Origin of the sequence: Sphingobacterium kitahiroshimense (assembly GCF_025961315.1) — a bacterium.
Taxonomy (GTDB): domain Bacteria; phylum Bacteroidota; class Bacteroidia; order Sphingobacteriales; family Sphingobacteriaceae; genus Sphingobacterium; species Sphingobacterium anhuiense.
In genome coordinates this window covers 1204811-1228128 of the sequence record NZ_JAOQNK010000001.1, presented here as the reverse complement: position 1 = coordinate 1228128, position 23318 = coordinate 1204811, and the positions used below count along the sequence as shown (strand labels likewise).

18 protein-coding genes are annotated in these 23318 nt (G+C 37.2%); 11 read left to right on the top strand and 7 right to left on the bottom strand.

Translation table 11 applies throughout. From position 1 onward, the window contains the following. Positions 1–18: 18 nt before the first annotated feature. The gene (locus M2265_RS05555; RefSeq protein WP_132773273.1) at positions 19–1290 is read left to right on the top strand and encodes an MFS transporter; all 1272 of its coding nucleotides are present in this window, start codon (positions 19–21) and stop codon (positions 1288–1290) included. 267 nt (positions 1291–1557) lie between these two features. Beyond that, the gene (locus M2265_RS05550; RefSeq protein ID WP_132773275.1) at positions 1558–2493 is read left to right on the top strand and encodes an NADP-dependent oxidoreductase; all 936 of its coding nucleotides are present in this window, start codon (positions 1558–1560) and stop codon (positions 2491–2493) included. Positions 2494–3250: 757 nt separating this feature from the next. Here the strand turns inward: M2265_RS05550 and M2265_RS05545 are convergent. Together M2265_RS05545 and M2265_RS26950 are read right to left on the bottom strand one after the other, a co-directional pair. Then, a complete protein-coding gene (locus M2265_RS05545) occupies positions 3251–3829 on the bottom strand; it encodes a hypothetical protein (protein ID WP_132773277.1) in 579 nt (192 codons plus the stop codon). A 12-nt stretch (positions 3830–3841) separates the two neighbouring features. Beyond that, complete coding sequence (locus tag M2265_RS26950; RefSeq protein ID WP_132773380.1) at positions 3842–3919, bottom strand: DUF1963 domain-containing protein; 78 nt, start codon at positions 3917–3919, stop codon at positions 3842–3844. A gap of 389 nt (positions 3920–4308) precedes the next feature. Between M2265_RS26950 and M2265_RS05540 the strand changes: the two genes are divergently transcribed. Next, the gene (locus M2265_RS05540; RefSeq protein ID WP_132773279.1) at positions 4309–4494 is read left to right on the top strand and encodes a hypothetical protein; all 186 of its coding nucleotides are present in this window, start codon (positions 4309–4311) and stop codon (positions 4492–4494) included. 39 nt (positions 4495–4533) lie between these two features. On the opposite strand, the gene M2265_RS05535 is transcribed toward M2265_RS05540, so the two are convergent. The 3 genes from M2265_RS05535 to M2265_RS05525 form a co-directional block, all read right to left on the bottom strand. Beyond that, positions 4534–5457: a hypothetical protein gene (locus tag M2265_RS05535; RefSeq protein ID WP_132773281.1), complete on the bottom strand. Its 924-nt coding sequence runs from the start codon at positions 5455–5457 to the stop codon at positions 4534–4536. 186 nt (positions 5458–5643) lie between these two features. Continuing rightward, entirely contained in the window at positions 5644–6438 is a 795-nt protein-coding gene (locus tag M2265_RS05530) for a DUF2711 family protein (protein ID WP_132773283.1), read from the bottom strand. 210 nt (positions 6439–6648) lie between these two features. Further along, positions 6649–7194 (bottom strand): SMI1/KNR4 family protein, encoded by a 546-nt coding sequence (locus M2265_RS05525; protein ID WP_132773284.1) that lies wholly within the window; start codon positions 7192–7194, stop codon positions 6649–6651. 282 nt (positions 7195–7476) lie between these two features. Here M2265_RS05525 and M2265_RS05520 point away from each other — a divergent pair, with 282 nt between their 5' ends. Beyond that, positions 7477–8067, top strand: a complete 591-nt coding sequence (locus M2265_RS05520; RefSeq protein WP_319801177.1) for a PD-(D/E)XK nuclease family transposase — start codon at positions 7477–7479, stop codon at positions 8065–8067. A 384-nt stretch (positions 8068–8451) separates the two neighbouring features. On the opposite strand, the gene M2265_RS05515 is transcribed toward M2265_RS05520, so the two are convergent. Further along, the gene (locus M2265_RS05515; protein ID WP_132773289.1) at positions 8452–9228 is read right to left on the bottom strand and encodes a hypothetical protein; all 777 of its coding nucleotides are present in this window, start codon (positions 9226–9228) and stop codon (positions 8452–8454) included. Between the two features lie 518 nt (positions 9229–9746). Here M2265_RS05515 and M2265_RS05510 point away from each other — a divergent pair. From M2265_RS05510 to M2265_RS05500, 3 genes are all read left to right on the top strand, one after another. Then, entirely contained in the window at positions 9747–10196 is a 450-nt protein-coding gene (locus tag M2265_RS05510; protein ID WP_132773291.1) for a nuclear transport factor 2 family protein, read from the top strand. A 207-nt stretch (positions 10197–10403) separates the two neighbouring features. After that, positions 10404–11312, top strand: coding sequence for an Rpn family recombination-promoting nuclease/putative transposase (locus M2265_RS05505; protein WP_132773292.1), 909 nt, complete (start codon positions 10404–10406; stop codon positions 11310–11312). 346 nt (positions 11313–11658) lie between these two features. Further along, entirely contained in the window at positions 11659–12417 is a 759-nt protein-coding gene (locus M2265_RS05500; RefSeq protein WP_132773294.1) for a hypothetical protein, read from the top strand. A 247-nt stretch (positions 12418–12664) separates the two neighbouring features. On the opposite strand, the gene M2265_RS05495 is transcribed toward M2265_RS05500, so the two are convergent. Further along, positions 12665–15391, bottom strand: coding sequence for a substrate-binding domain-containing protein (locus M2265_RS05495; protein ID WP_207902507.1), 2727 nt, complete (start codon positions 15389–15391; stop codon positions 12665–12667). 577 nt (positions 15392–15968) lie between these two features. Between M2265_RS05495 and M2265_RS05490 the strand changes: the two genes are divergently transcribed. From M2265_RS05490 to M2265_RS05475, 4 genes are all read left to right on the top strand, one after another. Then, complete coding sequence (locus tag M2265_RS05490) at positions 15969–17297, top strand: sugar porter family MFS transporter (protein WP_132773297.1); 1329 nt, start codon at positions 15969–15971, stop codon at positions 17295–17297. Positions 17298–17362: 65 nt separating this feature from the next. Beyond that, a complete protein-coding gene (locus tag M2265_RS05485) occupies positions 17363–18292 on the top strand; it encodes a carbohydrate kinase family protein (protein ID WP_132773298.1) in 930 nt (309 codons plus the stop codon). A 59-nt stretch (positions 18293–18351) separates the two neighbouring features. Then, complete coding sequence (locus M2265_RS05480) at positions 18352–21477, top strand: SusC/RagA family TonB-linked outer membrane protein (RefSeq protein WP_132773300.1); 3126 nt, start codon at positions 18352–18354, stop codon at positions 21475–21477. A 33-nt stretch (positions 21478–21510) separates the two neighbouring features. Beyond that, the gene (locus M2265_RS05475; RefSeq protein WP_132773302.1) at positions 21511–23193 is read left to right on the top strand and encodes a RagB/SusD family nutrient uptake outer membrane protein; all 1683 of its coding nucleotides are present in this window, start codon (positions 21511–21513) and stop codon (positions 23191–23193) included. Positions 23194–23318 lie beyond the last annotated feature (125 nt).

The window sequence follows — 23318 nt, the reverse complement described above, 5'->3', positions numbered from 1 at the left end:
TTTAAGTTCAAATCTCTAATGAAAACAAAGCAACAGGTACCATTAACGGGCTACCAAAAGTTTGTCATTTTTATACTGGCAATCACACAATTTACCGTTATATTGGATTTTATGGTAATGTCGCCGCTTGGTGATATGCTGATGAAATCATTATCACTTAGTCCATCCGGCTTTGGTGCGGCTGTATCTGGCTATGCGATTAGTGCTGGTATCAGCGGCTTGCTAACCGCTGGCTTTGCTGATAGGTTCGACCGCAAAAAAATGTTGCAATTCTTTTATTATGGCTTTATCGTGGGAACTATTTTCTGTGCACTGTCTGAGAGTTACGAAATGTTGCTTGCAGCACGCATTATAACAGGCTTGTTCGGCGGTGTTATTGGTTCGATTTCTATGTCCATTATCACAGATATTTTCCCAATACAAAAACGCGGACAGGTAATGAGCTATGTTCAAATGAGCTTTGGCGCCAGTCAGGTATTGGGTGTACCCATTGGCATTTACATTGCCACACTTTGGCAATGGGAAGCTCCTTTCTGGATGGTAGCGGGATTAAGCATTTTAATTGCCATAGCCATTAGCCTTTACTTAAAGCCAATAAATTCACATTTGGTTTTAAAGAATGTAAGTTCGCCTTTTAGGCACTTAATTAAAACTATTTCCAAAAGAGATTATCGGACAGCTTTTACATCCACTGCTCTCCTTGCCATTGGAGGATTTATGATGATGCCTTTTGGCAGTGTTTTCGCTGTAAACAATCTTGGTGTAAGCTATGAACAGTTGACGATGATGTTGATGGTATCCGGTCTAAGTTCACTGATAATTATGCCTTTTATTGGAAAATGGAGCGACAAGATAGATAAATTTAAAATTTTTGTAACAGCATCCATCTGGATGATGGTTATCTGTGTAGTATACACCAACCTAAGTAGAACACCGTTGCCATTGGTAATCGTTTTAAATATTGTGTTGATGATTGGCATTATCAGCCGTACGATTCCGTCATCTGCGCTCACCAGCAATATTCCTGATATGAACGACCGGGGAGCATTTATGAGCATTAACTCATCTCTGAATCAGATTGCAGGTGGCGTTGCGTCTATAGTCGCAAGTAAAATCGTCACACAAGAAAGCCAGGGTACACCGTTACAGCACTACAATGTAATTGGCTATATCGTTGTTGTGATAACACTTATCAGCATCGGTTCTATGTGGCGGGTAAATAGGCTCGCCGCTCAGCGTGCAAGAATGAAACAGCCGGATGTAATGCTGCCAGGGCAGATGAGTATCTAAGCGAACAGAATTTAGTAAATTTCAGCCAAAGAAAGGTTGCTGACGATACATTTCTGGTAAACAAAACAGCATCATATTAGGCTTTGAACGTCGGTAGTCTTTTGAGCAAGAACTCAGCTTACTTCATTTTTAGTTTTTTGTATAAGAGGAATAGTTTTAATTTATCCTCTTTTCCATATATCGTCCTTTTTGGTTCCAATAATCTGAATTTCGGTTAAGTCTGTTTTTTCTGTTTTGAAGAACTTTGTACCAATAAAACAAATCAATATGAAAGCATTCTTATTATATGAAACCGGAGCACCAGACCAATTGGTTCTAGGAGAAGCGCCAAAACCTACTTTGCAAAAAGGTGAAGTTTTAATTAAGGTAAAAGCCATGGGCATTAATCCCGCCGACGCAAAATATCGCAGTTCAGACGTATTTATTGCCGCTTTTTTTGGTAACGTGCGACCAGCTATTATAGGTTGGGATATATCTGGCGAAATTGTAGAAAAAACGGAAGGTGCCGATGGTTTTGAAGTAGGCGAAGCGGTTTTTGCACTTTCACCAAATGCCCGTGGCTATGCCGAATATGTAGCGGTGAAAGTCGATTTTTTAGCTAAAAAACCTGCCAATGTCAGTTTTGAAGAAGCAGCGGCCGTGCCGATGGCTGCTCTGACAGCGTGGCAACCGCTAGTTCACGGAATGAAAATAAAAAAAGACGACAAAATCCTTATTCATGCTGCATCAGGTGGTGTGGGACACTTTGCTGTACAAATAGCCAAATATTTTGGTGCAGAAGTCATCGCAACTTCATCCGCCAAAAACCGTGATTTTGTTATGTCGCTTGGTGTTGATAAACACATTGACTATCAAACTGAAAATTTTTGGGATGTAATTAAAGAGGTTGATTTTGTTTTTGATACCATTGGCGGAGAAACGTTGGAACATTCTATTGATATAACAAAATCGGGCGGTACAATTATTTCTATTCTGGGGCTTGCAGATGAAAGTTTAAAAGCGAAAGCCAAAGATAAAAATGTAAAGTTAGTTTTATGGGGAATGCAAGCTAAAGGTGAAGATTTAAGAGCAATTACTGAATTGATATCCAAAGGTGTGCTAAAACCCCACATCAATAAGGTGTATCCTTTTACAGATATGGAGGAAGCTCATAAACAAATTGAAACCAATCGTACCGCTGGTAAAATTGTAGTTGTTTTTTAAAAATAACCAATGTTGTCAGAAAAAAAAGGAATTGTTGAAAGAAAAAGAATATGATTTTACGGCAAGCTTTTGAAGTTCAGATTATGACTTTCAATCTTTCCTTCAGGTGTTTACACAGTTCTTCGTCGACTGTATTATATTTATTACGCAGTTTTTTTCCATACTGATACTAAATTTCCGATAATATTTTGTTCAACATTATTTCCGTAGCTTAGTTTGTTAGAGGTTATCATTACTTGTTTCGGGACTCCATCTTTATTGATACACCAAAATTTGGAAATAATATTTGAACCATTATCACATATTGCTACCATATTGGGAAAGATTTATTTTCAATGACTGTTTTTCGATGGATGAGTAAAAAACTAGAAACGCATAAAGTAGGCTACAACTTAACCCCTTTTTTATTACATTTACAGTAATGATTTACAAGGCAATCAAATAAAAGCGAGTGCAGTAAGCACCGTTACTAAATCGTTACCGATAGCGCTTCCAGTTCTTGTAAACTACTCTTTATTAGTCACTTTGGACTATATTAATCTTTTTTGTATAAAAATTCGTTGGCTTGAATATACGGTTAAATACAAAACTAAATAGTATTAAAATTGGTAAAGCTAACCAAGCTGTAAATACTAATTCCAGTCCATTTTGTCCGCCATGACCATGGCACAATGTCTTTCCGCTTATAAACAAAGGTGTCAAACTTGATTGAATAAAAATATACTTAAATAGTATTAGATGTTTTTACAGAATGATTCTATTCGTCTATATCCTCATAAATTAATTCATTTTTTAGTTTGCTTATCGTAATTTTTCTAAAAGTAGGGGCATAATTATTTTGTCCACTGGGTTTAAAATACTCCCTAACATAAGCATCTTCTGTTTCATAATTCTGTGTAATTTTTGGACCCCAATATTGATTTAATGAATTATAAGATACAATGTGATTAGAATCTTCGGTCGAATGGAAATTTTTTGAATTTATAATTTTCGAAATAGCTTTTTGTTTATCCAAATTAGAGATTTTAAGCGTAAATGTTTCATAACTCTCACCAATTGCAAACGATGAGTTATAGTTACTGATCTTAAATTCATCTACTAATGTTATCGCTTGTTCTTCAACTAGTTTGAGCGCATCAGATTTTGTGAAAAAATAATTACTAAAAAATAGATAACATGTAAATAATAGGCAAATAAAACCATAGGTAAGTAGCACATATCTTGCAAACCTTGGGTATCCCAGTTTTTTAGGTATTATATATATCAATAATCCAACAACAATTGGTATACCTATGAAGATGAGAAATAAAATCAAAGGAAAAAGAAAATCATCCATAAAATTAAATGATTAGCAACAATCCCAGTTGAACCAAACTTTGTCAAATCGCTTATTTATCAAATCTTCAGGGTAAATTATTGTATGCATATTTTAATTCGTTATTAGTTCGGTAATCCTTTCCAATTTAACAAAAGAAATGATAGGTTACAACTACCCCTATTCATTTCCCAAATTCTCCGAGATTTTTATTGTGTTAGTCTAATTGCCATAGGGTAGGGACGATTTACACTCTACTTTTGAATCAACAATTGCTTCAGCAAGCATCAGGGTTTGAGTTGGTGGATGAGGGGCTGATGCAACTTATAAATAGAAACTAACAATAAAAATATTATGAACCATCATGGGTACATTGGTAATTAGTTGTAGACTTTATACTCATGATAGCCTTATCACCTTTAAATAACAAATTATCTAGATAAAAAACTTTAGCAAAAACATTCGCAGTAGCAGCCTTGATTTCAGTATCAACATTTACTATGGGAGCAGGTAAACTAGAGGTCTCGAACCCTAAAAAAGCAGTGGTCAGTTTATCTACAACAGATCTAGCCATTGATCATTATATTGCGGTTATGACAGATGGTCAATCAGCAGGAGTGGAGCAATTGTTTACAGAGGACTTCAGCCAGAAAGTACAGGCATCAGAAAAAACACTAAAAATATAACACGAAAAACAGAAGAGCATATATTGAGAAAAATGTCCGCTATTTTAAGTAGAAATAATAACGGTCAGACTTTGGATATTCAGACCAGTAAAAACTGTTTTTGAAAGGATGCTGCATTAAGATGAAATTCATTAATTTCTTTGCATCATCTCGGTTTCCACGATGTATTATTGGATTTTCAAAGCTATTTAATGAAGCGTTGAGAACAAATGAAATAATAAGTTCTCCTTGTGGGATTTGTTGTATACCTGATTGATAGCGCACAAACTGATTTTCATACAGTTGATCCCACACAAATACCTCTGCAGCTTGTGCTGATTCTATTCTTTTAAGACTATCTAATAAGGGTTGAGGATTGATTAATGTGATCTCATATATACTTTTAATAGGTTTACCATAATATAAAGCTATTCTCCAGCGGTTTAGTTTTGTGCTGTCCAAGTACGACAGAATTTTTTCGGAACCCGTAAAAGAATGGTTCCCTTTTTCATCCACATATACTTCTAGTTGATGTTGATACCTTGAATAATTTTGAAAGTCGAAATTATTTCGTTTTAGCTCAGCTACCATATTTTTAACAAATAATCCAATTCCCCCGTAGGGGCTAGGCATGTAGTTCGAATAATTTGTAAAACCTTCTGAAACTTTCTTTCCTATTGAACTGTAAACTTCTGTTGAATATAGATCCCAGTATATATGTAAGAAGTACGAATTTTTAGACTGAAGTAGAGAGTCTTTTTTTAAAATAGTCTTTATCTTATTTAATAACAAGTCATCTGTTGGAATACTAGGGGTCAAAATGCTAATTTCCCCATTACTCACTTTACTAAAATGGATTGAAAATTGTTTTCCTCTCACCAATTCATCCTTTAGAACCTTACTCAGTTCATCAGTAAGCTGTTTTGATGACTGCCCGTTTACAGAAAAGCTAAAGAAAATTAAAAATAGCAGTAATAGTTTCATATGTAAATAGATGCTAGGATAGGAGATATTCCATAATTTGTGGGATTCACAAAAATCGTTTAACTTATTTTAATTTACAATTAAGCCCTGTAATTAGAAGATTTGGTATCTTATGATATCTCTAAGAAAAGCAAATTTAAACAAGTGAAAATACTTATAAGGTTTTGGCTTGTAACAACCATTCTTTTACTTTTTATCCACATAATCCCAATCATGATCTGTCTCATCATTACATAGAAAACCCTCAAACAATTTGCTCTCTATTAATTGTTCCATTTTTTTGCTGTCTGTCGCAATAATAAAGAAAAAACTATCCCATTCCACTGTAAACAAAAGTTCAAAATCAGCAGAATATATGTAGTAATCTTTGAAATTAATTTGATCACAAAATTCAAATTCACTTAATTTATCGAGGTCTACACTAAAGGTCTGTTGGTAGAATTCGTCTGTTATAACAATCTGAGGTTTTCTGAAAAACTGGAAAGTTCTATAAATGCTTGCTTTTGATAACATATCAAAAGTGCCTTCAGTAGGATGATAGATACTTTTCTTATCCGTAAATGCATTAAGATTTTCCAAAAGGTCTGGTCTAGTATAGTTTTTACTTAGCGCACCAATCGAAGTTCGTAAAGCTTTATTAAGTTCAGCATAGTCCGTAAACCCTGATCCAGTAACTACCTTGTTCCATGAGATTGCTTTGCCTTTCAAAAAAATAGTTTCATTTGAGGGATATTCATCATTTTTGTAACTATAAATTTGCCTATTCGCTTTTGGAAGATCTTTCAAGAATTCAAATTCCTGTACAGCTTCTTCATGAGACAATAGTTTTGATTTCTTGAGACTAACCTTGTTATTCGTCTGTGAATCAATTTGAAAGAATGGAATGAAAGCTATAAATGCAGCATCGTAAAAAACTTTGAAATGCTCTTTTATCTTTCCTTGATACGGATAAATGTTTTCATCCTTAAATATGTCGCTCATAAAATTCCTTTATTGCCTTATAAAATGATAATTGTAACAGAGTTTTCTGTAGTTCAGCATCTTTTCGATTGTAAAAATCTAGTATCCAAATTCTTCAAAGTTTGCTTTTTCCATTGCGATCCAGCTTTCCCAGTACTCTTTACCTGTTGCACCAGCACCCTCAGGGTCGATTTCATAGAAGTCGGCAAACACTTCAAAACGTTTTCTTTTTTAAATTTCGGTCAGGAAACGTGTTAAGCATGTCAGCATTTTTCTAAATGATGAAAAAATAATTTCACTCAATCCATCTACATCACCACCATATTCATGGTCATAAACTCTTATCGGAAAATCTTCCTTTCCGCTAGCGTTCCTTGTGTCAAAGACTAATGGTCCGGCATTATTACCTTCGTTTGCAAAGGGAATAAGACCAAGAGGAATCAGCTGTTCTGCTATACACCAGTCAAGATTGTCTATTAATTCCTGTAGCGGTTTTGTGGGACTTGAGAAGGGTAGTCTGATGATTGAACAATCACAGTCTTCGAAGAAATAACGTTTGTGCCATGCTATAAAGTTTTCTGGGAAAGTGATGTTAAACTGTGTTTCTACGTTTTTACAATCTTCATTAGTCAATACTCCAGGAATTAGTTTCCATTCATAACTTCCTTCACTATTAGGTGCCGAAACCATCATTTCTTTTGGAATATTTTCGGTGCAACCGGCCTTCATTCCCGTTTGCCAATATGCCTTAAAAAACTGTTTGATTTCGTCTGTCATGGTCAATAAATCATTTTTAATAGGAAGTTTGATATGAAACTAAATATATAGAAATTTAATAATTATTCATTTATATCACCGACAATTATATTATCTCAAATCTCTTTTCAAGTTTGATAACATCGTTTTCTATAATTTGAAAAGTCCACACACCCTTTTGAATTTCCCAATGATATTCAAAATGGATGAAGTCAAATTCGATTGTCCTTGATGAAGAAAATCCAGTTTCTGGGTTTGTAAGGGGTGGGTGAGTAATTATACATCTAAAAGTCATAACGTTAAATTTTTCTGAGGAATAACCTTAAATATGGTACTCTATTCCAAATTTTAAACCTTCATATGCCAGGAGGTGATCATAAAACCTATTTTCACGATACCTGCCTGTGTAATAGAAATTCAGGGCAAATTTTTCACGAAGGATTTGGATTTATATACCTCGAATTGATTTTTTTTGTTAAAAGCGAAGCTGAGGTTGAAGACGAACTGGACAAAATATTTTTTATGCTAAAGAATATGTGTACGTTAAAGACCTTGCCACGGATCATGAAATCGGCGGTATTTCAACGCTTCTTTCAGTTGGCAAGCTATGCAAAATTGACAAAGGAGGAACGAACTATGTATGATATTAGTTTAAAATGTAAATGGGATGCCGAAGCAGTGCGGATGTATCAAAAGGAACAAGTTGAAGGACTAGAAAAACAATTGAAAGAGGCTAAGCAAGCATCCAAGAAAGCAGTTGCAATTGCTAAAGCTGAAGGCCAACACCAAAAAGCTATTGAGACGGCTGTAAAGCTAAAATCGATGGGATTATCAGTAGACCAAATTGCTGAGGCGACAGGCCTTACCATCGACGAGATTGAAAAACTGAAATAAATCAAATAGATCATATAAAATAACCAATAAAGCCATTCTGTCAAGAATGGCTTTATTGGTTTTATACCATCCTTACGGCTCCAGTATATTTTAATCAAACCAATTACCACAACAATCCCATATCAGAAACAGCTGTTATTGTAGTCAATGCTTTGATTGAAATAGGACCTAGCTTCGTAGATATCTTCGGTGGGCGCTCCCGCAATTATGAAAACAAAAACAGGAACTATATAAGAGCGTAGTGGAGTCTTTAAAGCAAAATGCGCGTAGCTATCGGGCAGATGCGGTTATGGCTTCAGCGTCAATATTGATGAGATCTCGGGCAAGGGAACACCGGTCGTTTATGATCTCCGCTATCGGTACATCTGTATTGCTTCAACATCTTTAGTAGAATTCATACGTTAACTGAGTTGTACCTTTTGTCGTTTCCAGTAAAATTTTCCCATCCAAAAAATCTTTCCACGTGACCGAATAATCTTTGTTTTCAATTTCTTTAATCATTTTATAAAAAAGTTTACTACTTGGACGAGGGATATTCGGAGACTGAATATATCTGGTAGGTAGCCCATAATAAAAAATTAAAAACTGTTCGAGCGATTTGTAATAGCTGTAATTGTCATAAACACTTCGTACTTCTTTTAGGTTGTTATTTCTAATGACAATCTTTTTGATTTTCCCTTTATTGAAAAAATAATCTACGGTAGAAACATAAAATCTATCTAACCATCGTCCTCCAATATGTCTTATATGATCCTTATCATAAACTGCTATAGAGTCCCTTTTATTAAAGAAATAACCAATATCTCCAATATGATTTAGCTTGCCAAATTGAAATGAATAATTCTGTCTGATACTCATAGGTCTACTATCTTTGGTTGCAGGAATCCATTTCGATATATTTTCAAATTTTTGTTTCAATGAGTCTATGCCATCAATATAACCTATAGAATTTATCTCTGAAACACTGCTGTCTTTCATTGCACTAAATTCTATAATAATTCTACCATTAGCATGTGGAAAAGCTTTTAAAAGTTCTTCATGAAACTCATATACACCAATTTTGGGCGTTGGTAGAAAGTTTTCATACGAGATAAATATAACCTCTTTATCTTCTTGGCTTTTGGCGATAAAACTTAAAGCTAATAATGAAGCAATTATCAAGCATCTAGCTAAACTATATTTAATACCGCTTGAATACATAGATTTAGTTATTGTAAGTATATAGGTTAATCGTATTAAGTTACGAATAAATACCATATATACATCATGGATAATAGTTGCGAATGAATGAGAATCCATATTCATCAAAAGGGCCTAATTCTCATTAGACCCTTTATCTTGGCGTTTAACTGCACAGTAATTTTTATGTTTCTTATCGTTTCCTCTTTTTTGTTTCATCATCCAAATTGTTTTCAAGCAATTGGATTTATTTACTGTACTACGTCATTTATCGTTATCCACTTTCATGCTGAAAGTATGTTTGTTATCGCTTTGTATTATAAGAACACCTGTCGAATAGAATAGTTCAAAAAAGTTTAAAATAATTTCACCTATTCATTTCGACCGTTCACCGAGTTTTTAGTTGGTTTAGTCTAATTACCATAGGGTAGGGACGATTTACACCCTACTTTTGAATCAACAACTAGAAAAAAAAACTAATAATATAACATAAAGACATTATGAGAACTTTAGCAAAAACATTCGTAGCAGCAGCCTTGATCGCAGTCTCTACTTTCACTATGGCAGCAGGCAAACCAGAGGTATCAAACCCTAAAAAAGCGGTGGTCAATTTATCTACAGCAGATCTCGCCATTGATCATTACGTTGCGGTTATGACAGCAGGTCAATCGGCAGTAGTAGAGCAGTTGTTTACAGCAGATTTTAGTCAAAAAGTACATGCCTCTGAGGTGAAGACAAACAGCCGTTCAGAAGTTATCAGCTTTTTGAAAAAGCAAAAAGGTGAGCAGTTGAATTGTAAAACAAGTACCACTGTCGTACAGGAGTCTGCTGATTATATGATCGCCAAAATAACGATGCAGTTTGAAGGGTTTACCAAAACCGATCTAGTGACTCTGGTCAACGAAGCCGGTAATTGGAAAGTATCCCAATCGATCAATTCGTACAAGTAATATACTGTTTAATCATATGTTTAGGTAAGGCCATGTCGTAAGATGTGGCTTTTCTTTTTTCTGTTGTATTTCTAAAGACTGATTCAAGTTGCACTAGCCGACAACAAACGTTTACAAACGACAACAAAAGTTTAATAACCGGCTAATAATTTTAGTTTTTCTGATGTTTGTTTAGCAACATTAATTATTTAAGCAGATCCTAAAATTATGAAAAATCACGTTCAACCCGTTTTTATTGATCCTACTACCGATGAGGGCTTCAAACGGTTATTCGGAGACAAGATCAACCTAATTAATTTTCTCAATATTATCTTTCGTGGTCGAAAGACCATTACAGATCTTACTTACTGGGATACCGAGCGTATCGGTGCAACCGAAGAGATCGGTAAAGTTATCTTTGATCTTGTAGTGCAGATCAGTACAGGAGAAGAGATTATCATTGAGATGCAGACCAGTACACAGACCAACCTGAAGCAACGTATGCTGTATTATGCCAGCAAGGTCATTTCAGACACAGCACCCAAAGGAAACCGCAAAGCCTGGGGGTATGCCATTCCCGAGGTTTATACTATTGTACTGATGGACGGTTTTCATATGCCGGGAGGTGATCATAAAACCTATTTTCACGATACCTGCCTGTGTAATAGAGATTCAGGGAAAATTTTCTACGAGGGTTTGGGGTTTATCTATTTAGAAATTATTAACTTTGTTAAAAGCGAAGCTGAGGTTGAAGACGAACTGGATAAAGTATTCTTTATGCTCAAAAATATGTCTACGTTAAAGACCTTGCCACGGATCATGAAATCGGCAGTATTTCAACGCTTCTTTCAGTTGGTCAGCTACGCAAAATTGACAAAGGAGGAACGGACTATGTATGATATTAGTTTAAAACGAAAATGGGATGCAGAAGCAGTGCGGATGTATCAACAGGAACAAGTTGAAGGACTAGAAAAACAATTGGAAGAGGCTAAGAAAGCTGCAATAGAGGCTAAAGCTGAAGGCCAGTACCAAAAAGCTATTGAGACGGCTGTAAAGCTAAAATCAATGGGACTATCAGTAGAACAAATTGCTGAGGCGACAGGCCTTACCATCGACGAGATTGAAAAACTGAAATAAATCAAATAGATCATATAAAATAACCAATAAAGCCATTCTGTCAAGAATGGCTTTATTGGTTTTATACCATCCTTACGGCTTCCAGTATATTTTAATCAAACCAATCACCACAACAATCCCATATCAGCAACAGCTGTTATTGGAGCCAATGCTTTGAGTGCAATCAGGAGCGAGCTTCGTAGACCTCTTCGGTGGGCGCTCCCGGAATTATGAAAACAAAAACAGGAGCTATATAAGAGCGTAGTGGAGTCTTTAAAGCAAAATGCCCGTAGCTATAGGGCAGATGCCGTTATAGGCTTCTGCGTCAATATTGATGAGCTCTCGGGCAAAGGAACACCGATCGTTTATGATCACCGCTATCGGTACACCTGTATTGCTCAATGAAATTAAACATATACAAGCAGAAGCGGTAGGTGGAGATATCGATGGATCAGTTATTAAGAACAAAGTCAAAGCAAGCTTGATCATAGAACGTTATACAGGTATCTATAACATGGACAATACTACAGCCGAGTTTATAGCCACATCGCGATTGACCGAATTTGTACCCCTGCTATTCAAAGCAATGAATGAAACAGGGGAGAACCAAGAATTCAAAGACCGTCAAGCCACGCTCTTCCGTTATTTTGATTTCCTGGACAAAGATCAAGCTATAACTATACTCTATGGACAATTGCTGTCCGATGATTTAACCGGTGCGCAGTTTAAGATCATTAGCAAAGCGATCAGCAGTTCCAATCTTATCGATTACGATCAGGTGGAAAAACTGTTAGCAGGATCTTTATTGGTAAAAAAGGCAGCATTGAAGGTACTTACCTTAGACAAAGACTGGTATTCCGCTCCGGATATTGCCTATCTACAGACATTGAAAGGAGAGGGCCTGTTACAGCAGTTTCAAGAAGTAGTTACTGTTAAAGAATCAAAAGGCATGTTTTCATCGGGCAAAGAAGTTTGGGAATGTTTATGTGGCTATTGCAACAAGCTGGATGCTACAGCATGTAGTTCTTGTACCAAAGATAAACGAGGCTTTGGTGCTGAGGAATTAAAACCCGAAGCTGTGCAGAAACTGATTAATCGGAGATTAGCAGTTATTGAAGGAATGTAATTAGGTCAATTACTTCCCGTATGTTAATTAATCAAATCTCATACATGACGAATAATTACTCTATGAAATCCTTTTTGATTTTAATCTTGAATGATTCATGTTTTTTGACTGAAATTAGACATCGACGTTCCCCTGTTAATTTTTTACAGTCCATTCCAGTTAATACACTAAAATTGTTAAATTCAAATTATATTACTTACAAAAGCACTTCAAGCCAAAGGGTTTCGCCGTAGAAAATTCCAACGACTTATCCTTTTAATTGATCCTTTCGAAAAACGGTTGGAGTTACACCGAACTGTTTACGAAATGCTGCCGTAAAATATGTCCCGGACGAAAAACCTACTTTTTCTGCAATTTCATTTACATGTAGGCCTTCGAGCAGTAGGTTTTGTGCTTTAGCCATACGCCGTTGTAACAGATAGTCATTGACACTGCAATTTAATAATGCTTTTGTTTTTCGATAAAGTTGTATCCGTGATAAATTCAGTTCCTTGGCAATGTCCTCGACACTCAGGGTTTTATCGGAAAGATGTCCTTCGACAACCATGGACAATCCCTGTAAAAAACGTTTGTCTTGCGGAGTATGTGAATCAATTTCTGTTTTATTTTCCGAAGGCTTGAGTAAAGTGCCATACTGCTCTTTGAGTTTCTGACGGGACAGAATTAAGTTGGCGACTACTGCTTTAAGGTGGTCCACCTTAAATGGTTTTGTCAGATAGGCATCTGCCATATGGCGCATTCCCTCAATGATACTTTCCTCCGTATCAAGAGCACTAAGTAGAAGTACGGGTATTTGGTTGAACTGCGAATTGTTTTTAACGGTTTTCAATAATTCGATACCTGTTTCATCAGGAAGCATAATATCGCTGAGGATCAGGTCAGGATAATTGTTTTTCATTTTTTTAAGAGCGTCGGAATAGCTTTTGGCAAAAATGAGATTATATTCTTTTTCTAAAATTTCTTTCAAGAAACGCATAATATCAGGATGATCTTCAACAATCAAGATATTAGCTGCTCTGCTGGAACAGAAGGAGACCGAATCAACATCAAAATCTTCCAAATTTTCCTGTGGCAAGTTTCTTTCAAAATGTAATATTGAAGGCTCATATTGGGAGTTCTTTTTTTCTTCTTCCAAAAGATGAAGATGACCCGTAGGCAAGCGTAAAGTGAAAGCAGATCCCATTCCTTTTTTACTGCTAGCGGTTACTTGTCCATGATGAAGTTCAACAATCTGTTTTACATAAGCAAGACCTATTCCTGATCCAGGAAGATGCTGTTCACCTTTGTAGAAATTGTCAAATATATGATCTAAGTCACTGGCTGCGATACCTGATCCATTGTCAATTACACGGATAAGAAAATAATCTCCAAATGTATTTTCTTCTACGGTCAAGCTGATGGTTCCTCCTCTTGGGGTATATTTAAATGCGTTGGATAGCAGGTTCGAAAAAGCATGTTCCATCAGTTGCTCGCTTATCCAGATCTCTTTCAGAGGTGTCTTGCTGAGATAACTTAAGGAGATGCCCTTCTTCTTAGCCAAAGGTCTAAAATTAGCAATGATCTGTTGGATGAAATTATCAATGTGTACCGCAGTAACCTGTAATTTTAATTTAGATTTATCAATCCTATGGATATCAATGAGGTCGTGCACGAGGTCTTGAAGTTTTTTAGCATTCCGTTCGATGTACGCAAGTTTTTCTCTACTGTTAGCGGAAAGAGATTTTTCTTTTTCTAATTCTTCAAGTGGTCCCATGATAAGGGTCAGGGGAGTCTTGAATTCGTGGGAAACATTGGTGAAAAACTTGCTCTGTTCTTCTGCTGCATTTTGAATCTGTTGATTCATCTCAACAATCTGTTTCTGTTGTTGTAAAATTTCTTCGTTCTGATTTTTAAGTTGCTTGTTTTTTTTACGGTTGTTGCCAATCATAACAATCGAAATACCTCCTAGAATAATCGAGATCACCAGGCTCGTCATGACAACCTGGAGAGTTGTTTTTTGGTTGTTGTAAATCTGATTTTGCTTTACGATAAACTCCTGTCTCTTGTCGATATCTTTTTGTTGTTCTTGAATCTTATTCGACTGGAGCATCATCAGGTTCGCATTCTCTTTATTTATAACCAGCGTGCCCAGTATGTTTTCCCGTTTATAAGGAGTTTTTTCTAAAATTGCTATTGCCGTCCGGATCGCTTCTGTGCCCCCGGTTGGGTAAAGCATAGAAGCGTAAAGCGTACCATTTGCTATTTCTTCCAAACCATTTTTTGCTCCAGGCAATGCATCGATACCAATAATTTTCTTTTTGTCATTACCATTTTCACGGAGAGCCTGGATGGCCCCAAAGGCCATTTGGTCATTAAAAGCGAAGATAAGATCTTGTTTCTGTAAATCTTCAATTTGTTTTTTCGCTAAAGCATAGGCTGTAGCCCTGCTCCAATCAGAATGAAGTTCCAATCCTACCTGCGTTTTACCGGCACTATCTAGCCCCATCATCAAGCCTTTTTTTCTTTCTATAGAAGCTGAAGTACCCTTTAAACCAGTAATAACCCCGATTTGTCCCTTTCCATTAAGAACATTTGAAATATATTGGCCCGCTAATTTACCAATTGTAAGATTATCAGCTCCAACATAAGCATTGTAAAGACCCGAAGACGTTTTTCGATCTGTAACGATGACAGGGATTTTCATTTGGAAAACTGAGTCTACAATTGGTGTTACGGGAGCCGCTTCATTCGGAGAAACAATTAAGAGATCAATATCATTTTTTAGCAGTTCCCTAATTTGCGAAATCTGTACTTGGTTACTCCCTTCAGCATCTCGATATATAAATTTAACATTAGGATAGAAAGACAACTCTCTTTTCATTTCCTCCAACATGGTCTCCCGCCAAGAATCATTACCAGTACATTGTGAGAATGCTATTGTGTAATTTTTGCCCTCATTCTTAGGATTACAAGAATGAAACAATAGCGATATCATGATCGACAATATACAGTATACTCTTAACATGTTGGATTAATGGATTATTGATGATATATGCTCAAACTTAGATGTATATATTGCTTCATATACAATTGCATCACATATTAAACAAATATATTGATATCTCCACTGTCATCAAGAATTATTTTTATAGAAAAAAACGAACCATATTTTTTTTAATCACCCAATTGCTTTTTCAGCGTATTTGATAAATTGGTTTTATTCTAAATTATATTTCAAGGTCGCAGAAAATAAAACCGATCATCTTGATCAATTATGATAAAGCGCAGATCCTCGTGTAGACAAATGTCAAATTTCACCCATTTTCAAAGATTTTAAAATACACTTAGTGTAAAAACAACACAGTTTTTGATTTATAGATGAATGTAACATCACCTATGTTTTTTGTCAAAAAAACACTTTTTCACTGTTTAGTAAAGCATTTTAATGTGCTGTTTTTTAATTGTTTATGTGTTTTTTGATCTTGATGTAAATTTGATGCAATTTGTCATGTAAAAATTCAGGTCTTGTAATCTTAGCTGTTAATTTTGAGTAAATCAATTATAAATTTAAAATGAACAAAAATTCAGTTTTGATATGGTCATTCGTGGTGGCCTTGGGGGGATTTCTCTTCGGTTTTGACACAGCAGTTATTTCAGGTGCCGAGAAGGCTGTTCAGGTATTCTGGTCTCTAAGTGAATTTCAACATGGTCTTACGATGGCGATCGCGTTATTAGGTACAGTTATAGGAGCAGCAATGGGCGCATATCCATCGGACAGATTAGGACGTAAGAATACTCTGTTTCTGGTTGCCGCACTTTATTTTTTCTCCGCTATTGGTACAGCTCTGGTTCTAGATTGGAACATGTTTATTTTGTTTCGATTTCTAGGCGGGATAGGAGTCGGTGTCTCTTCTGTAACCGCACCAATTTATATTTCTGAAATTTCCCCTGCAAAATCCCGTGGCAAGCTAGTCGGATTATTTCAGTTCAATGTTGTGTTTGGGATCTTAGTCGCATACCTTTCAAATTATTTTATAGGTCAAACAGGGGAAGAGTCTTGGCGTTGGATGCTCGGAGTACAGGCAATCCCATCATTGATTTTCTTTGTGCTGATATTCTTTATTCCGGAAAGTCCCCGTTGGTTGCTTTTGCACCGAGGTAAAAAGGACGAGGCAATAGCGATTATGCGTAAAGTAAGCGGTGATCAAGCTGAAAATGATGTTGAACAGATGTTGAACAGCCGTCAAAGAGGTCAAGAAAAAGGTGAGAGCCAATTATTTTCCAAATCGAACCGTACACCTGTTATTCTAGCGGTACTATTTGCAGTTTTTAATCAAGTATCCGGCATCAATGCCATTATTTATTACGCGCCACGTGTTTTTGAGATGGCAGGTTTAGGCGGTCAGAGTTCGTTACTTTCTACTGTTGGTATTGGTGTGGTTAATTTTGTGTTTACTTTGATTGGTATAAATTTTATCGATAGGATTGGCCGTCGCAAACTGATGTTCATTGGTTCATTTGGGCTAATCGCTTCTCTTTCTCTTGTTTCGCACGCTTTCTTTGCTGGTCAAATTGAGGGAATAAAAGTCACCATTTATTTGATGTTGTTTATCGCATTTTTTGCACTCTCGCAGGGAGCGGTAATCTGGGTTTTTATCTCTGAGATTTTTCCGAATGATGTCCGTGCCAAGGGGCAAACATTGGGAAGCTTAACCCACTGGGTGATGGCCGCAGTAATTACATTTTGTTTTCCTGCATTAACAGAACTGCTTGGTGGAGGTTATACCTTCATGATTTTTGCAGTTTGCATGTTTTTGCAGCTATTGTACGTATGGAAGATGATGCCAGAAACCAAAGGAAAATCTTTGGAAGATATGGATGGACCGATGCCCATGCACTAAGTCAGGATTTAAAACAGAATTACCGTTAATTAAGATCATAAACATCTGATTCAGATAAAAATATTATGAAAAACGAGGTATTAAATATTAAAGGGGTTTGTTTTGGAGAAATTCTTTGGGACAATCTGCCTACAGGAAGAAAATTAGGTGGTGCTCCGCTAAATGTTGCCTATCACCTCAATAAATTGGGGGTTTATACCGATGTGCTTACAAGGGTAGGGAGCGATGCAAATGGTCAGGAAATTGTTTCATTGTGCCGTGAGCTTTCGATTCCTTTAACATTATTTCAGGAAGATCATATCTTACCTACATCTACAGTAGAAGTCCATATTGATGACAAGAAGGATGTTCGCTATGAAATCGTCTATCCCGTCGCTTGGGATCACATTACACTTGGCGAACTAGAATTACAAACAGTTCGTGAAGCAGATTTTTTTGTGTTCGGGAGTTTATCCACACGAAATGATGTCAGCTACCAGACATTAAAAGGCTTAGTTAAACAAGCAAAATATAAGATCCTTGATGTCAATCTTCGCGCACCATTTTATACAAAAGAACGGATTTTTGAATTGATCGGCTATGCTGATTTAGTCAAAATGAATGAAGAAGAATTGGGCTTTGTTTCGGCGTGGTTAGGCTTACCTCCAGATATGAGCGATCAGTCGAAATCGGAGGCCGTGATGAATCATTTTGCAGTTCCGGAATTGATCGTGACCTATGGCGCCGCAGGTGCAATCTATCATTCTACAGCAGGACATTTCAGTCATCATTATCCTGCTCTGAAAGTGGAAGTAAAAGATACAATTGGTAGTGGCGATTCATTTTTAGCCGCTTTTTTATCGTTACGTTGCCGCAATGACAAGAATATCCCTGCAGAAGAAATATTGGAGTTTGCAGCTACGCTAAGCGGTTATGTTACGCAGAGCAGCGGTGCATGCCCAAATTATGATGCTACGGCTATAAATCGATTTGTGTGGCTGAATGAGTTGCAATAATTAAATTTTACATAAGAAAATCAATCTAAATAATTATCCATTTATAAAATAACCAAATTATGTTTACGAGAGAGAAAATCATGCTGTTTCTGTCTTTGATTCTTTTTTCTGTAGCCAGTTATGCACAGCAGGCAACCATTAAAGGAAGAGTCACAGATAGTGGAACGGCAGCACCATTAGAAGGTGCATCTTTGATTGCCAGAGGTACGGGGCAGGCAACCAAGACAGATGAAAAAGGAGAATTTACGATCCAGGTATCCAGTAGCAATCCTACACTTGAAATATCAAATGTAGGCTATACTACACAAACTATCGCAATCGGGGAAAAGAAGTTTGTGGAGATCCGTCTAGTCAGCACAGAACAAGGGCTTGATGAAGTCGTGGTGACGGGGTACCAGACAGAGCGGAAACGAGATCTCACAGGTGCAGTCAGTGTGGTCAATGTTACAGAAATGATGAAAGCCCCTGAAAATAATCCCATCAAAGCACTTCAGGGCCGGGTAGCAGGAATGACCGTGACATCTGATGGTAATCCAAGCGGTGCTGCTACAGTGCGTATGCGAGGAATCAGCTCAATCAACAGTAGTCAGGACCCATTATATATTATCGATGGGATGCCATCACAGGGTGGTATGCACGAACTGAATTCCAATGACATTCAAAGTATTCAGGTATTGAAAGATGCTTCATCGGCGAGTATCTATGGTTCTCGTGCTGCCAATGGTGTCATTGTAATTACGACAAAGAAAGGCAAAATTGGAGCCCCAAAGCTTACATTCGACGCATTTCTAACCAACACCTATTTTAATAACCGTATGAAGGTGCTCAATTCCTTGGAATATGGTCAAGCTTTATGGCAGGCAAACATGAACAGTGGCGGAAATCCTAATGCTAATAATATTGGATATCAATTTGATTGGAACAATAATGCCAATGGTGATCCACAGTTAAATCATGTGTACGTTTCTAAATATATTGACCGGGAGCATACCATGTATGCTGCTGATACAGATTGGTTCAATGAAGTTTCCAAACCAGGTTTGCTCCAATCTTATAATGCGACACTTAGTTCAGCGACAGAAAAATCGAGTTCGTTTTTTTCTTTAGGATATCTGCACAATAACGGTACAATTAAACATACAAGTTTCCAACGGATATCAGCACGTATGAATACAGACTACAAACTCTTCGACGGTAAGTTGGTTATCGGAGAAAATTTCACGGTCAACAATACGGGTGAAGTTCAAGTACCGGGGGATGTCCTCGATCTATCTTTAAAAGCCTTGCCGATTATACCGGTACATACCGTAGACGGAGCAGGATGGGGTGGCCCTTCATTAGGTATGAACGACCGTCATAATCCAATGCGTTTACAGTATGATAATCGAAATAATAAATATAATTTTTGGCGTCTATTTGGCAATGTCTATGCCGATCTACAGATCATAAAAGACTTACATGTCCGTACCAGTTATGGTATTGATTATAGTAATTTTTACAAACGGAATATGGAGTTTTCTTATCGTTCGGGCTTCATGAACAGCGATCGGAGCGGTGTGAATATGGAACAGAAGCACGGTATGAAATGGACCTTATCCAATACGGCAACCTATAGGAAAGTTATCGAGAAGCATGCAATTGATTTATTAGCTGGTATGGAAATGAATCGTCAAAATGATATCAGCTTCAATGCATATACTGCAGGTAATGGTGCTTTTGCCATTGAAACACCTGAATACATGTGGCCAGGTGTAAGTACTGGAACAGCAGCAGTAGGTGGCGGTTCAACAGGCTTTTCGCTTCTTTCTTACTTCGGAAAGGCGAATTATGCATACGATGACCGTTACCTTGCTTCCTTTACTGTGCGACATGACGGTTCATCAAGATTCGGAAAAAATAACCGTTTTGCAACATTTCCAGCCGTGACCGCAGGATGGCGGATTTCAGGAGAGCGCTTTATGGAAGGAACAAAAGGTTATATATCAGATTTAAAACTTCGTGTAGGCTGGGGGCAGACCGGAAATCAAGGAATTGGAGATCTAGCTACTTATGCACTGTTTGTGCCAGAGTATGGTATTGGCGATCCAACCTGGAATATTATAGACGGGACCGCATACGATCTTTCGGGAACAGGATCGGGAATATTGCCATCAGGATACCGTAAAATTCAAACCGAAAATAATGATCTGAAGTGGGAAACAACCACACAGACCAACATTGGGTTAGATTTTTCATTCTTTAATCAGAGTCTATATGGATCGATCGACTGGTATGTCAAAGCAACAAAAGACATGTTGATCAATCCTGCCTATATCGGTGTAGTAGGAGAAGGTGGCTACCGTTGGGCGAATGGAGCTTCGATGGAAAATAAAGGTGTGGACATTTCTGCAGGATATCGTAATAAAACTGCTTTTGGTTTAGACTATGATATAACAGGAGTTTTTTCAGCATATAAAAATAAAATTACCCATTTACCAGAAGCAGTTGAAAATTCATATGGTGGCCGTCAGGGTGATAATATCATAGGTCGGCCATTAGGCTCATTCTATGGTTATGTGACTGACGGAATCTTTCAGAATCAAGATCAGGTCGATGCGCATGTCAATCAGGCAGGTAAAGGTATTGGGCGCCTAAGGTATGTGAATGTCTATGATGGCGATAGTCAGATTACAGATCTGGACCGTACTTGGATCGGTAGTCCGCACCCCGATTTTTCATACAGTCTAAATATTGCATTGAAATACAAAAGGTTTGATCTATCGGCTTACTTTCAGGGAGTACAAGGTATTGATGTTGAAAATTGGTTAAAGAAGCAGACCGATTTTTGGAGTGTTGATGATGTAAACTCCAATAAAGGTACCCGCTTACTCAATGCCTGGACGCCACAGAATGCTAATTCTACTATTCCAGCACTGCAGACAGTAAACAATAACGATGAGGGACGTCTATCCAATTATTTTATAGAAAATGGATCGTATATGAAACTTCGTAATTTATCTCTGGGCTATACATTACCAACAGATGCCGCCTCGCGGTTACGCATGAGCCGTTTACGCATATATGTTACCGGTCAGAATCTATTTACTGTAAAATCAAAGAATTTTACGGGTGTTGATCCTGAAAACGTCGGATGGGGATATCCCATACCGACCACATGGACAGCAGGACTTAACATTGGTTTCTAATTAATGAGTGTGTGATTAAAAAAAATTATTCTCATGAAAACAACATTTAATAAAATAATAATAACGGTATTGGCCGCAGGACTTTTGTCCGGATGTAATAAGTTCTTGGACGAAACACCAAAAGGCGTATTGAGTTCCGATCAGGTGAAGGAGCCTGAAAGATTACTTACAGCCACTTATGCAGCATTGGGAAACGATCACTATGATGTTCCATTTAGTTTATGGCCATATGGAACGGTACGATCTGACGATGCCTATAAAGGAGGTTCAGGGCCTCAAGATATACAGGTCTTTCATTTTCTGGAAACGGCAAACAATATTACACCGACTTTTGATGAAGTAAACCGTCTCTGGTTTCAACTATATGTATCGATTTCCCGTGCTAATACCACGATCCGGACGATTCAGGAAATGGGTGATTTTGCGAATAAAGACGAAAAAATGGCAGAAGCAAGATTTCTCCGTGGACACTTTTATTTTATGCTCAAGATCCTTTTCAAATATGTACCGTATATTGATGAGCAAGTGCCGATAGATAGTTATGAAACGATTGATAACCGAGCGTTAACCAATGATGCATTATGGCAGAAGATCGCAGATGATTTTCAATATGCAGCAGATCATTTGCCAGTTGTTCAGACAGAGGTTGGTCGTGCCAGCCGTATTGCGGCTGCCGCGTACTTAGCAAAAACATATTTGTATAAAGCTTACCGTCAGGACAATCAAGAGCGACATGCGGTCACCAGTATAAATCAGACAGATCTTGAAAAAGTAGTACAGAGTACAGATATTGTCTTATCCTCAAATCGTACATTAGAAACAGATTTCGGATTTAATTTCCTGCCGGGTCAATATGAAAACGGTACCGAAGCACTTTTTTCGATTCAATTTTCCAAAGATGACGGAACGAAATTTGGTCGAGTGAACTTATCTGATGTCCTTTCTGTGCCGATGGGATTGGGGTGCTGTGATTTCAATAAACCTAGTCAAAGTTTGGTGAATGCCTTCCGTACCACGGGAAAAGGACTGCCGTTGGATAACTATAATACGCTTAATACATTTAATGTTGCGGAGAAATACGATCCTCGGCTTTTTCATACTGTTGCAATTCCAAATTTACCATATAAATACAGTGCGAAACATGTGTATGAAGAAAGCTGGACCCGTAATCCGTCGGAATACGCTATGTATGCCTCTTTGAAAGAAAATGTTGATCCAGACTGTGATTGTTTTGTTCCGATGGTACCCTTTTATGCGAATACAAAAAATCGTATCGTCATTCGTTTTGCCGATGTATTGTTAATGCGTGCCGAAGCACTTATTGAACTTCACCGTTCCCAAGAAGCACTACCATTAATCAATCAGGTACGCATACGTGCAAAAAACAGTGTGACACTGACGGGCTATGCAACAGATAAGATGCTCATTGAAACGTATAAAAATGGAGAAAATATCATTTGGAACGAAGAAAATGCACGGAAGGCCTTACGTTGGGAGCGCCGATTAGAATTGGCCATGGAGAACGGACGATTTTTTGATCTCGTGCGCTGGGGGATCGCAGGTGAGTCTATGAACGCCTATTACGATGTCGAAAAATCACGTAGATCATATTATGCTTCTTCCCATTTTACTGACGATAAGTATGAGTATCTGCCTATTCCGGAAGCACAGATCAGATTAAGTAAATACTTGTATAAGCAGAATGCAGGATATTAACACTTGTTCATTTTGTGATGGTGAAATGAAGTGGAAAAAAATTAGTTAATGAAAAGATCCTGAATGTATCCTTTGTAACTGTATAAAGAATATGTTCAGGATAGTTTTCTGCTAAATAAATAGGG